Source organism: Fluviicola sp. (assembly GCF_030151805.1).
Classification (GTDB): domain Bacteria; phylum Bacteroidota; class Bacteroidia; order Flavobacteriales_D; family Crocinitomicaceae; genus Fluviicola.
In genome coordinates, this window is record NZ_JASLCN010000467.1 from 1 (window position 1) to 12,289 (window position 12,289).

Genomic DNA, 12,289 nt, shown 5'->3' on the forward strand with positions numbered 1-12,289 from the left:
AACGGCGTGATTTCCGTCAATGACAACCAGATCCTTCGGAGTTGTCAGAGAGAACTTTTCTACTGAAACAATCTTTCCGTTTCGAACGGTAATGGTTCCGTTTTCAATGGTTTTATCAGGTGAGATCAGAATCGTGACATTTGTAAGAACAAATGAATTCTGATCAGGAGCTTTCACTCCGTTTTGAGGTTGTTCTGCCTGACTGAATACACTCAATGGAAACAAGAGGGCAAGTATATAACGAATCATTTTTTTGGTAACTTCTGGTTTTAAGGGCTGAAAAATAATGATTCTCTGCGGAAATAAGTGATTTGGTGAAGGAATGAGGTCTTTTTTCGGTAATTTTGCCAAAACTTTCTTATTATGGATGCATTAAAACACGCACATTCCGGCTTGCGTTGGCTAGCCCTGGCTTTATTGGTTTTCGCAATTGTGAATGCCATATTGAAATTGAGAAGCGGTAAGTACGAAAAAGGCGACAAGATGCTGAACTTGTTTGCTATGGTCATGCTGCATATTCAGATTACAATTGGAATTGTACTTGCTTTTATCAGCGGGAAAATTTCATATGCTGAAGGCTGGATGAAAAACCCGCAGTATCGCTTTTTCGGATTGGAGCATGTTTTGTTGATGGTTCTGGCTGTAACCTTGGCTACAATCGGAAGAAAGAAAGCGGAAAAAGCATTGGACCCGGCGAAAAAACATAAAACCATTCTGATTTGGTATACGATTGTGTTGATTGTGATTTTTGCGGGAATTCCGTGGCCATTCAGAACAGCATTGGGAGGATCATGGTTTTAAGAATTGCTTTACTCGGAATAACTGGTTGTTTACTTTTGGCAGGTTGTGGAGAAACTCCAGCGGAAGCAACAACCAAACCTGTTTCCAATGAACCGATTTCCCTGGAGGATGCAAGAGCTGTTTATACGCTCAACTGTGCTTCCTGCCACGGACCCGACGGCACATTGAAAGCATCGAATGCAGCAGATTTGTCCATTAGCAAAATGGATGAAAAGACAGTTGAGCACACTATTCGAAAAGGAAATGACAAAGGGATGATGCCTTACGAAGAGATGTTGAGCACACCCGAAATTAAAGGATTGGTAAAATTCGTTCAAAATTTACGAAAATAGGCATATGAGTGAAGGTCACGTATTAGTTGATGCAGTTGAAGAAACCTGCGTACTTGTTGGAATTATTACATCATCTGTTACGGACGACCAGGCTCAGGAATATTTGGATGAATTGGAATTCCTGGCAGAAACTGCCGGTGCAACAGCGGTTAAACGATTTGTACAGAAACTTCCGATGGCAAACCCGAGAACCTTTGTGGGAACGGGAAAGCTGGAAGAAATCAAGGAATATATTAAAGAAAATGGAGTGGAGCTTGTCATCTTTGATGATGAGCTTTCACCTTCGCAATTGCGAAATATTGAAAGAGAACTCGAATGCAAGATCCTGGATCGAAACATTCTGATTCTCGATATTTTTGCTTCCAGAGCCCGAACTTCCCATGCGAAAACGCAGGTGGAACTGGCGCAAATGCAATACATGCTTCCACGTTTGAAACGACTTTGGACTCACCTGGAGCGTCAGAAAGGGGGAATTGGTTTGCGTGGTCCGGGAGAATCCCAGATCGAAACCGACAGACGGATTATTCAAATGCGGATTGCCCTTCTGAAGGAAAAACTGAAGGAAATTGACAAGCAAATGTCGGTTCAGCGTAGTAACCGCGGGCAATTGGTCAGAGTAGCTTTGGTTGGATATACCAACGTTGGAAAAAGTACGATGATGAACCTGTTGAGTAAATCGGAAGTGTTTGCGGAAAACAAATTGTTTGCAACACTCGATACAACCGTTCGGAAAGTGGTGATTGAAAACTTACCGTTCCTTCTGACAGATACCGTAGGATTTATCCGAAAATTGCCTCATCAGTTGGTCGAATCCTTTAAATCCACGTTGGATGAGGTGCGCGAAGCTGATTTGCTGATTCACGTGGTAGATATTTCCCACCCGAATTTCGAAGATCAGATTCACGTAGTAAGCGAAACGCTGGCAGAACTGGATAACAAAGATAAACCGGTGATTTTGGTCTTCAATAAAATCGACGCTTACAAATACAATCCCGAAAACGAAAAGGGGTCGAATATGACGCTGGAAGAGTTGAAAAAAACATGGATGAACCGCCTTCCGGCAACCAAGTGTGTGTTTATTTCAGCTACGGATAAAGAGAATGTGGAAGAATTGAAAGAAACCATGTATTCCGAAATCAAGCGCATTTTTGCAATTCGTTATCCGTTTAATAACTTCTTGTATTAGATTGTTCAATAGTTCAATAGTTCAATAGTTCAATAGTTCAATTTTGATTTTAAACTCTTTGAACATTTGCACTTTTGAACCTTTTCAACTTTAGAGTTGAATGAACCTTTCGGTTGATGTTTGCCGGCAGGAAGTAAAAATTTGCGCTGTAACTTTTTGAAAATTGGTATCTTCGACTATGCGAAGTTGGATTTTTGTGTCAGCCCTGTTTGCTTGCTCTCTGGTTTATGGTCAGACACCATATCTGGACAGTTTAAAGTATTCCCTTCTGAAACCCGTTTCTTCCGATACCATGCGCGTTTTTCAATACAACGAAATAGCGTGGACGTACCTGGATTACTCGCTCGATTCTACTTATTTCTACCTTCAAAAAGGATTGAATCTGGCTCAAAAGAAGCAATATCCGAACGGAATTATGGATGCTAAAAACACACTTGGAATTTATTACCGGCTGAATTCGCAATACCCGGAAGCAATCCGCACGTATGAGGAATTGATCGGACTCCGCATAAAATATCACCAGGAATACAAGTTGGTTGGTGCGTATTCAAACCTGGGCTCCGTGTATTTCGAGAAGGGAAATTATGCGCAGGCTTTGAAAAATTATCAGAAGTCGATTGATATTGCCAAAAAACTAAAGGACGATGAAAATGCGTTGGTGCTTTATACGAATCTCGGTGTAGCCTACAAAGCAGTTGGTTTGTATGATCAGGCGGTGAATGCGTTCAAAGAAGGTTTGGAGTTGAACAAACGCATTCAAAACGACGAGCAGGAGGGGCGTTTGTACCTGAATCTGGCGACTGTTTACCACGAACGGCAGATGTATGCTCAAGCGATTAAATATCACCTCATCGCGAAAGAGAAAATGGAAGCTTCTGACAATTACAGAACGTTGGAAACAATCCTCTTCAACCTTACGCTGGATTACCGTTATACCAAACAGTTAGACAAGGCAAAGAAAATGCTTGCCGAGCTCAAAAAAGTGGCATTGAAACTGGATGAAGAAGATGTCTGGTTGTCGTATTACCATGCACAAGCGAATTACCTGGCTGATACGAAACAGTATGATAAAGCTTTGGAAGCTGCGGAAATGGCAGAGAAAATGTCGGACCGGGAAGCCGATTTACTGGATTATGCGGAAGTTCAGCTAACGAAAGCAACGATTTATCAGTCGATGGGTAAAACCGCTCTGGCGATCAAACATGCAGAAACGGCTTTGGATGCATTTCAGGATACGGAAGATTTGAATGCCCAGGTGAGAACTTACAGAACACTTTCTGAAATCCTTCAAAAATCGGGAGATTACAAGAAAGCACTGGAATATTTCGAAACAGCCAATTCATTGAAAGAGAAAATGGATCTGGAAGCGGTAACGAATCAAATCGCGACCTTGAATTCCCTGAATGAACTCGATCGGAAAGAACAGGATCTGGCGCTTTCGAAACAAACCAATCAACGGATTTCTGCTGAAAACGAACGCAAAAACAACCTGATTCTGGGCTTGTTTTTAATCGGAGGGTTGATTGTGATTTCTTTGGGAATCAGTTTTAAATCGAATCAGCAAAAGAAAAAAGCAAATGCTTTGCTGAATCAACAGAATGAAGAAATTGAAACCCAGAAGTCGCTGATTATCGAAAAACAAACGGAAATCCTGGATTCGATTCATTATGCAAAACGGATTCAGGAGTCCTTATTGGTTCAAAAGAAATTGCTGCAGGAAGCATTACCCGATTCCTATATTTTCTTTCGTCCGAAAGACATTGTTTCGGGGGATTTTTACTGGGCAACCAAACGGAATAATAAATTCTACCTGGCAATTTGCGACAGTACCGGACATGGTGTTCCGGGAGCATTCATGAGTGCTTTGAACATTACTTTTCTAAGTGAAGCGATCAATCAGTTGGGAATAGAGGAACCCGGACAGATTTTCAATCACGTCCGCAGTCGTTTGGTCGAATCAATTTCCCACGACGGTGCAAAAGACGGGATGGATGGAATCTTGTTTTGTTTTGACGAAAATAAGCGTACGCTGACTTATGCTGCGGCTTATAATACACCGGTCATTGTCCGGAACGGGGAACTAATCAAGTTTCCGGCGGATAAAATGCCGGTGGGAAAAAGTGATATCATGGAAGACTTTCAAACCTATTCCATAGAAACCGAATCAGGAGATACTTTGTTTGCTTACACGGATGGTTATGCCGATCAGTTTGGCGGAGAGAGGGGAAAGAAGCTAAAACTGGCAAATCTCAATGCTTACCTGGTAGAAATTTCTGCAAAGAAAATCAGTGATCAAAGCAATCTGCTGAAAAATCATTTCGCAGCGTGGAAGGGAAACCTGGACCAGGTGGATGATGTGTGTGTATTTGGAGTTAAACTAATCTAGATTTATGGTGCTGACCAAAAGACAGAATATTCTGTTATTGATTTTAATTGTTTTTTATTCGGTCGGAGTGATCGGTTTACATACCAGTTTTCGGGCATCTTTTCTGAACTTGACACCTTTCAATTTATTGCTGTCATTTGGCTGTCTTTACTTATCATTCAAAGATCTTTCGCTCAAAAAACATGTGGATTTTTTCCTGATAGCACTTGCAGGTTATACGATTGAGTGGATTGGAATTCATACTTCGTATTTGTTCGGAACCTATCATTACGGTTCTGTTTTAGGTTTTAAGCTGGATGAAGTACCTTTAATTATCGGTTTGAACTGGGTTTTACTGACTTTTAGTGCCAGTGCGATTGTTACTAAATGGAAGATCCCGCTACTTTTGAAAGCGATTGTTGCAGGAGCACTGATGACCGCATTGGATTGGCTGATGGAGCCTGTTGCGGTGAAATCCGGATTCTGGTGGTGGGAAAATGACCGTATTCCTGTTTACAACTACGTTTGCTGGATGATTTTTTCCATCTTGTTCAGTTATTGGGTTTTGAATAGAAAAACAGTGGAGACAAATAAAGTAAGTCTCGGATTGTTTGGGATAATTGTGCTTTTTTTTGCAATTTTAAACAGATGATTCCAACTTGGTCAGGTATACTTTTTCTGATTGCAGCATTTTTTCTGACAGAACTGGCTGCATGGTCTGCGCATAAGTTTGTGATGCACGGATTCATGTGGTATTTCCACAGGGACCATCACCAGGGAAAATCTGGTTTTTTCGAGCGAAACGATGTTTTTTTTCTCATCTTTGCCATTCCCAGCTGGCTTGGAATCATGCTTGGGTTGATGTATAAGCAACACGCTTTTGTTTGGATGGGATTCGGAATCATGGCTTACGGATTCACGTATTTCCTGCTGCACGATGTGTTTATTCACCGCAGATTCAAATGGATTCGTGAAATCAATACACCGTATTTTCTCGCAATTCGCCGCGCACATAAAATGCACCACAAACATGTTGGTAAAGAAGACGGAGAATGTTTCGGATTACTCATCGTGCCCATGAAGTATTACCTCGAATCCAGGAAGGCATACAAACAAAATCAAACGGCTAAATGAGTTTATACCTTTGGATTATCCTCGGAACGATCATTTTCCCTTTATTATTGAGTTTTGATAAGAAAATTCACTTTTACACGCATTGGAAGACGGTTTTTCCGGCAATATTCGCAGTTGGAATATTCTTTTTGTTGGGGGACAACTATTTCACGGAACATCGGATTTGGGGATTCAACGAACATTATGTTCAGGGAATTTATTTGTTTCGACTGCCTTTGGAAGAAGTACTGTTCTTTTTGGTGGTTCCCTATGCCTGTCTCTTTGTTTATGAAGTCGTGAAGGGTTATCTCCCGGATTTGAAATTAGACCTGCTGGGAAGAGCTTTTGCGTTTCTGATGGTTCTTTCCGGCTTGCTTCTGACGATTTGTTATCTCCGCAACTGGTATACGCTGACGGCTTGCTCGTTATCCGTTTTATTGGTGATCGGAATCCATTTCAGAGCAAGAGCGAAGTGGTTCAACCATTTCGCTCTTGCATTTATAATCTGTTTGATTCCTTTTTTGATTGTGAACGGAATTCTGACCGGGTTTGCCACTCCTGAACCGATTGTCTGGTATTCGGAAAATCACATTACCGGAATCCGGATCGGTACCATTCCTTTGGAAGACATTTACTACAATCTGAGTATGCTTTTACCCATCGTTTTAATTCACGAGGTTTTATCGAAGAAACAAAAGAACTAGTTTCTTCTAATCGCTGTCTTTTTCTCTGTTCTTGAATTTCAAAACATCGCTATTGGCATCGTCCATCAACCACAATTCTTTGCTTTTCAGCCTGCGGATAGTGTATAGTTTACTGAAATAACCCGATACCAAAATACGTACTTTTTCTTTTTTCTCAGCAAATTCCCAGCTTCCTGTAATGGTTATCACTCCAGACTGATAGATACATTCCATGTCATCGGTAAGCTTCATAATATCGGCGGAAGTGTCATAAGTAACCGTGCCGTCTGCGTGATCTGTTTCCTGCAAATCCCACTCACCCTCCACGCGATCTTTTTTTGAAAGCATGGAAAAACCTGGTCCGTCGGGATATTTGTTACAGGAAGAGAATAGAAGTGCACCGGTTAAAAGACCGGCGAAAGTAAAGGTTGTAATTCTCATAAAATAAATTTTCTGTAATTAAATGTAGGGATAAATAATTGAGTGGGAAAACATTAATTGATGCGAACCATTAAATTCTTCGCCAATATGTGAAGTTTTCCAACCGGGAAAGAATCATTTTCCAGTTTGTTCAGATTCTCCATTGCCAGCTGATAGTATTCCGACATTTTTTCTTTTGCGTGCGCCAAAGTTCCGTTCTCCTGGAACAACCGTTTCGCGAAATCAATTTTAGCTGAGTCTGCTTCCATTTCCAAAAGAGTTTTGAAAGCCTTCTGGTGCGTTGAATCAGCTACATTTCGCGCATGAATGAAAAGCAAGGTTTGCTTGTTCGCTAAAATATCTCCTCCGACCCGTTTTCCGAACGATTCCGGATCGCCGTATAAGTCCAGGATATCATCCTGAATCTGGAAGGCAATTCCGAGAGAAACCCCGAATTCATACAAACGGGCACGCGTTTCTTCATTTTGATTGGCAAGAATGGCTCCGAATTCTAAGGCGCAGCCTAAGAGAACAGAGGTTTTCAAACGAATCATTGTGATGTATTCCGCTTCCGTCACATCGTTTCGGGATTCGTAATCCATATCTAATTGCTGTCCTTCACATACTTCAACCGCGGTTTCATTGAATCGTTTCAGTAAAAGCGGAAGTCGTGAATCCGTATATTTTTCCAGTTGTTGGTACGCTTCAACAAAAAGCACATCTCCCGAAAGAATCGCAACGCTTGGATTCCATTTGGTATGAATGGTTGCTTTTCCCCTGCGAACCGGAGCTGCGTCCATAATATCGTCATGAACCAGTGAAAAATTATGAAACAACTCGATACAAAGTGCCGCATGAATACTTTCTTCCTTTGGAATCTGAAAAATGTTTCCTCCCAGGATGGTCAACATCGGGCGGATTCTTTTTCCTCCAAGCGAGAGAAAATATTTCAATGGATTGAACAGCTTTTGGGGATCTTTATCCAGATTGATCCCTGCTATTTCTTCTTCAATGAATTGAATGTACTCGCTAAATTCCTTCATTATTTATTCAGCAATTGCAATAAATAAGTTCCATAACCGCTTTTTACCAAAGGTTGGGCAATAGTTCTTAATTGTTCTCCGTTGATGAATCCGTTTCTGTAAGCAATTTCTTCGATACAACCTACTTTTAAGCCCTGGCGTTCTTCAATCACCTGAACAAACTGTCCGGCCTGCATCAGCGAAGGGAATGTTCCTGTATCCAGCCATGCAGTTCCTCTGCTCAGAATAGCCACTTTCAATTTGCCTCTTTTCAGATATTCGGCATTGACATCCGTGATTTCGTATTCACCTCTTGCGGAAGGTTTCAGGTTTTTAGCAATTTCAATAACGCTGTTGTCGTAGAAATACAACCCCGGGACCGCATAATTTGATTTCGGATTTTTAGGCTTTTCTTCGATGGAAATGACATGCATCACCTCATCAAATTCCACTACTCCGTAACGTTCCGGATCACTCACATGATAAGCATAAACAACTCCTCCCTCGGGAGAAACGTTTTCTTTCAGTAATTCATCCATTCCGACACCGTAAAAGATGTTATCGCCCAAAATAAGAGCTACGGAATCATTTCCGATAAAGGATTCTCCGATGACGAAAGCTTGTGCGAGACCATTGGGTTCCGGCTGTTCGGCATAGGAAAACGTACATCCCAGCTGGCTACCGTCTCCAAGTAATTTCTTGAATTGCGGTAAATCATGCGGAGTGGAGATAATCAGAATTTCCCGGATACCTGCAGTCATTAAAATCGACAGCGGGTAATAAATCATCGGCTTGTCATAAATAGGCATTAACTGCTTACTGATTGCCAATGTCAAAGGGTGAAGCCTGGTTCCTGAGCCTCCTGCGAGAATGATTCCTTTCATTGTTTAATCTTCCTTTTTGTCGTTTGACTCATCTTCTGAATCCGGAGCGGATCCGATGTTTTTATTCTCCGCTTTTTCGATCTCCAGCAAGTCCCAGTTGATATCTGAATCCTCGTCGTAAATTTCGAAAAGTGGTTCTTCGAACGATTTGGTTGTTAATCTGCGTTCGTAGCTTAACAATAAACAAGGTAAAAGAATCAGGTTGGTGAAGAGCGCCACAAAATAAGTAATCGCTGATAAGTATCCCAAAGCCTGTGTTCCTCCGAAATCAGAGAACACGAATACGATGAATCCGAAGAACAGGATCACGGAAGTGTAAATAATACTCAAACCGGTTTCACGGATTGAAATTGCGACACATTCCTTCAAATCCCATTTCTTTAGCTTGAGCTCGTGTCGGTAATGGGCCAGGAAGTGAATGGTATTATCGACGGTAATCCCCAATGCGATAGAGAAGATCAATAAGGTTGAAGGTTTCAACGGAATTCCGAATGCTCCCATGATTCCGGCAGTAGTTACCATCGGGATCAGGTTTGGAATCATCGACACAATCACCATGCGGAAAGAGTAGAAGAGTACGCACATTAATGCAGCAATGGAGAATACCGCAATGATAATATCCTGAGTGAGGTTACTTACCAGGTATTTTGTTCCTTCGGATGCCACTACGGAAGTTCCGGTAAGTGTTACATCGTAATATTCGTTATCAATTGCTTTTCGAAGTGTTTTCTTAAAGTCCGGTTTGGTGAAATAGGTGCGAACCAATTCCGGATCGGAGTCGAAAGCATATTGTTTTTCATCATTTCCGTTAGAAATCAAAGCGGTGACATTGTTGTAAACACCACTCGACAAATCGAAAATAGAATCAATGTATCCCAATTTTCCTTTCTTCACATTGGAATAGTAACTCTCCAATTGTGGTTTGTCAGGATTCATAATACTGTCGATACGCTTCTGAATCAAATGTACTTCGTCTTCTACCTCGTACGATCCCAAGTCTTTCATGGAAGTCCGCACGCGCAGAATGTGATTCGTTGTGTCTACAAGTTCTTTGATTGAGAAAGTACTGTTATTCGTCGTCGTAGACAAGTTCTTCAGGTATGCATTCAAACGGAGTTTGTCTTTCGTAGCGAAGATTTTGTATTGTTCCGGGTTGTTGTTGTAATAAGCCATATTGACAACTTTCACGAAATCTACAATGGAAAGACTTTTTGCGAACAAGGTGTCTTTATTCAGCATGTCCTGAACCTGTTCCACACTTTGCATGGTATTTTTCCCGAACAAACGTCCTCTTTCCTTGTAATTGATCAGCACTTCAAACGGAACCGCTCCTCCGAAGTTTGCTTCCATGAATTGAATGTCTTTCAGAATCGGGTCCTTCGCCGGAAGGTCACCCGTAATGTTCCCGGTTACTTTGATGAAGAAAATTCCAACTCCCGTTCCGATTGTCAGGATAATGGTGATGATATAAACGGTTCTTCTGCGATGCGCAGTAATGTAAACCAGTTTTTCAAGGAATCGAACAGCAGCTTTTCTGTCAAGATGCTTGAGGTGTCTCATTTTCGGCTGCTTGGAGAACGATGCAAAAATCGGGATCAAACAAAGAGAAACGACGTAACACAACATGATATTCAGGGAAGAAATAACCCCGAATTCAAAGAATTTGGTAGAATTTGTAAACAAGAACGTCATGAAACCGATCGCTGTAGTCACATTGGTAAGCCACATAGCAGTTCCTGTTTTCCGGATTGTTTGCGCCAGGGCTTTGATCTTATTCTGATGCAGACGGAATTCGAAATGGTATTTGTTGAACAGGTAAATACAGTTCGGAATCCCGATCACGATCATCAGTGGCGGAATGAGCGCCATGATAATGGAAATGTTGTATTGGAAGAGCCCGATAGTTCCCATTGCCCAAATCACCGTAATTGCAACGACGACGAGACTGATGAGTGTTACCCGCACAGAGCGGAAGAAGAAATACATGATTCCGAAAGAAATCAATAAGGAAAGGATCACAAAAATGTACATTTCACTCATGACACGTTTACCGATCAGTACACGCATATGAGGAAGTCCGGCAAAGTGAACTTTGTTGAATTCCTTCTCGTAGGATTTTGCCAGGTTTTCAATCTCGATGACTACTTTTTGTTTCTCTTTGTCAACCAGGAAGCTTTCGTCCAGGCTCACCATCATCAAGCTTACATTGGTAGAATCGTTGTAAAGAACGCCATTGTAAATCGGGTTTCTGCGAATTTCATTTTTGATTTGCTGAATGGATTTCTCCTTGAAAGAAACATCGGAGAAAATCGGCTTGATGGTAAACTGACTGTTTGCAGTATCGTTGATCAGGTTGAATAATTTTGCTTCCGAAATTACAGAGGTAACTCCATCAATCTGAAGAATCGAGTCACCCAGGTTTTTCCATAAAAGGAATTTTTCTTTGGTATACAGGTCTTTATCCTGAATCGCAATAACCAGCGCGGATCCATCTTCCCCGAACATTTTTTTGAACTTCAGATAAGTAATCTGTGTCGGGCTATCCTTTGGAAGCATGTTTCCATACTTGTTGTCTATTTTCAATCCTGTCAGAGCATAATATCCCAACAGAACTGTCAGAAGTGCCATGATGGCAAGAATGATGAAACGATTTCTCAGAATGATATTGGCAATTCTATTCCACATACCTCTTTGTTTTTTTTTAATTTTAGTCAGACCGGATTAACGGATCTGTTTTCGTGTTATTTATCTGCGCTAACGCTTGTCTGTTATTAGAAGCAGTGCTTCTTCCTACTTTAAATAGGTGTTTAGCCAGTCGAAGAACTCTCTGTTCCACAACATGCTGTTTTGCGGCTTGGTTACCCAGTGACCTTCGTCCGGGAAATAAAGGAATTTACTTGGAATTCCTTTTAGCTGAAGCACTTGAAATGCCTGCATTCCTTCCGACTCAGGAACTCTGAAATCTTTTCCTCCGTGAATCACCAACATTGGAGTATTCCATTTGTCGACCAATCGGTGAGGACTGTTTTTCGCATACAATTCCTTGTTTTCAGGAAGCCAGTAAGGTCCTCCGATATCCCAGTTTGCAAAGAACAATTCTTCTGTAGTTCCATACCAGCTTTCAAGGTTAAACAATCCGCAGTGCGAGATAAATGCCTTGAAGCGGTTTTCGTGAATTCCGGCAAGGTAATAAACGGAATAACCTCCGTAGCTTGCGCCGACAGCTCCCAGCTTGTCTTTGTTGATTGCAGGAATTTGTGCCACACAACTGTCAACAGCTGTTAAGTAGTCGCGCATGGCTTGTCCGCCCCAATCTTTTGAAATTGCATCGTTCCACTCCTGCCCGAATCCCGGAAGACCTCTGCGGTTCGGAGCAATCACGATATAGCCTTGTGATGCCTTTAAACGGAAGTTCAAGCGGTAAGAGAAATATTGTGAAACAGGACTTTGAGGTCCTCCCTGGCAGTAAAGCAATGCAGGATA

At 41.6% G+C, this 12,289-nt stretch carries 13 protein-coding genes; 7 read left to right on the top strand and 6 right to left on the bottom strand.

Going from position 1 to position 12,289, the window contains the following annotated elements; translation table 11 throughout:
* Positions 1 to 249 (bottom strand): hypothetical protein (locus tag Q1V93_RS17705; protein ID WP_300666500.1); only part of this gene is annotated, 249 nt, incomplete at its 3' end.
* 114 nt (positions 250 to 363) lie between these two features.
* Here Q1V93_RS17705 and Q1V93_RS17710 point away from each other — a divergent pair.
* From Q1V93_RS17710 to Q1V93_RS17740, 7 genes are all read left to right on the top strand, one after another.
* On the top strand, positions 364 to 801 hold the full coding sequence (locus tag Q1V93_RS17710; RefSeq protein WP_300666501.1) for a hypothetical protein: 438 nt from the start codon (positions 364 to 366) through the stop codon (positions 799 to 801).
* A complete protein-coding gene (locus Q1V93_RS17715) occupies positions 792 to 1,133 on the top strand; it encodes a cytochrome c (RefSeq protein WP_300666502.1) in 342 nt (113 codons plus the stop codon). Before Q1V93_RS17710 ends, Q1V93_RS17715 begins: the two co-directional genes overlap by 10 nt.
* 4 nt (positions 1,134 to 1,137) lie before the next feature.
* Positions 1,138 to 2,319, top strand: coding sequence for a GTPase HflX (gene hflX, locus Q1V93_RS17720; protein ID WP_300666503.1), 1,182 nt, complete (start codon positions 1,138 to 1,140; stop codon positions 2,317 to 2,319).
* Between the two features lie 196 nt (positions 2,320 to 2,515).
* Positions 2,516 to 4,705 (top strand): tetratricopeptide repeat protein, encoded by a 2,190-nt coding sequence (locus tag Q1V93_RS17725; protein ID WP_300666504.1) that lies wholly within the window; start codon positions 2,516 to 2,518, stop codon positions 4,703 to 4,705.
* Between the two features lie 4 nt (positions 4,706 to 4,709).
* Positions 4,710 to 5,336 (top strand): carotenoid biosynthesis protein, encoded by a 627-nt coding sequence (locus tag Q1V93_RS17730; RefSeq protein WP_300666505.1) that lies wholly within the window; start codon positions 4,710 to 4,712, stop codon positions 5,334 to 5,336.
* A complete protein-coding gene (locus Q1V93_RS17735; protein ID WP_300666506.1) occupies positions 5,333 to 5,818 on the top strand; it encodes a sterol desaturase family protein in 486 nt (161 codons plus the stop codon). Before Q1V93_RS17730 ends, Q1V93_RS17735 begins: the two co-directional genes overlap by 4 nt.
* The gene (locus Q1V93_RS17740; RefSeq protein WP_300666507.1) at positions 5,815 to 6,501 is read left to right on the top strand and encodes a lycopene cyclase domain-containing protein; all 687 of its coding nucleotides are present in this window, start codon (positions 5,815 to 5,817) and stop codon (positions 6,499 to 6,501) included. Before Q1V93_RS17735 ends, Q1V93_RS17740 begins: the two co-directional genes overlap by 4 nt.
* Before the next feature lie 6 nt (positions 6,502 to 6,507).
* Here Q1V93_RS17740 and Q1V93_RS17745 read toward each other — a convergent pair whose 3' ends face one another.
* From Q1V93_RS17745 to Q1V93_RS17765, 5 genes are all read right to left on the bottom strand, one after another.
* Positions 6,508 to 6,921 carry a hypothetical protein gene (locus Q1V93_RS17745; RefSeq protein WP_300666508.1) on the bottom strand — a complete coding sequence of 138 codons (414 nt, stop codon included), beginning with the start codon at positions 6,919 to 6,921 and terminating at the stop codon, positions 6,508 to 6,510.
* Between the two features lie 53 nt (positions 6,922 to 6,974).
* A complete protein-coding gene (locus Q1V93_RS17750) occupies positions 6,975 to 7,943 on the bottom strand; it encodes a polyprenyl synthetase family protein (protein WP_300666509.1) in 969 nt (322 codons plus the stop codon).
* Positions 7,943 to 8,806 (bottom strand): glucose-1-phosphate thymidylyltransferase RfbA, encoded by an 864-nt coding sequence (gene rfbA / locus Q1V93_RS17755; RefSeq protein ID WP_300666510.1) that lies wholly within the window; start codon positions 8,804 to 8,806, stop codon positions 7,943 to 7,945. Before rfbA ends, Q1V93_RS17750 begins: the two co-directional genes overlap by 1 nt.
* 3 nt (positions 8,807 to 8,809) lie before the next feature.
* Positions 8,810 to 11,491 carry an MMPL family transporter gene (locus Q1V93_RS17760; protein WP_300666511.1) on the bottom strand — a complete coding sequence of 894 codons (2,682 nt, stop codon included), beginning with the start codon at positions 11,489 to 11,491 and terminating at the stop codon, positions 8,810 to 8,812.
* Between the two features lie 105 nt (positions 11,492 to 11,596).
* Positions 11,597 to 12,289 (bottom strand): alpha/beta fold hydrolase (locus Q1V93_RS17765; protein WP_300666513.1); only part of this gene is annotated, 693 nt, incomplete at its 5' end.

What these genes read in the sequence shown, in the direction of transcription:
- Q1V93_RS17710 (WP_300666501.1), top strand. Translation starts at nt 364, where the DNA reads ATGGATGCATTAAAACACGCACATTCCGGCTTGCGTTGGCTAGCCCTG.
- Q1V93_RS17745 (WP_300666508.1), bottom strand. Translation starts at nt 6,921, where the DNA reads ATGAGAATTACAACCTTTACTTTCGCCGGTCTTTTAACCGGTGCACTT.
- Q1V93_RS17735 (WP_300666506.1), top strand. Translation starts at nt 5,333, where the DNA reads ATGATTCCAACTTGGTCAGGTATACTTTTTCTGATTGCAGCATTTTTT.
- Q1V93_RS17760 (WP_300666511.1), bottom strand. Translation starts at nt 11,491, where the DNA reads ATGTGGAATAGAATTGCCAATATCATTCTGAGAAATCGTTTCATCATT.
- Q1V93_RS17750 (WP_300666509.1), bottom strand. Translation starts at nt 7,943, where the DNA reads ATGAAGGAATTTAGCGAGTACATTCAATTCATTGAAGAAGAAATAGCA.
- hflX (WP_300666503.1), top strand. Translation starts at nt 1,138, where the DNA reads ATGAGTGAAGGTCACGTATTAGTTGATGCAGTTGAAGAAACCTGCGTA.
- Q1V93_RS17715 (WP_300666502.1), top strand. Translation starts at nt 792, where the DNA reads ATGGTTTTAAGAATTGCTTTACTCGGAATAACTGGTTGTTTACTTTTG.
- Q1V93_RS17730 (WP_300666505.1), top strand. Translation starts at nt 4,710, where the DNA reads ATGGTGCTGACCAAAAGACAGAATATTCTGTTATTGATTTTAATTGTT.
- Q1V93_RS17740 (WP_300666507.1), top strand. Translation starts at nt 5,815, where the DNA reads ATGAGTTTATACCTTTGGATTATCCTCGGAACGATCATTTTCCCTTTA.
- rfbA (WP_300666510.1), bottom strand. Translation starts at nt 8,806, where the DNA reads ATGAAAGGAATCATTCTCGCAGGAGGCTCAGGAACCAGGCTTCACCCT.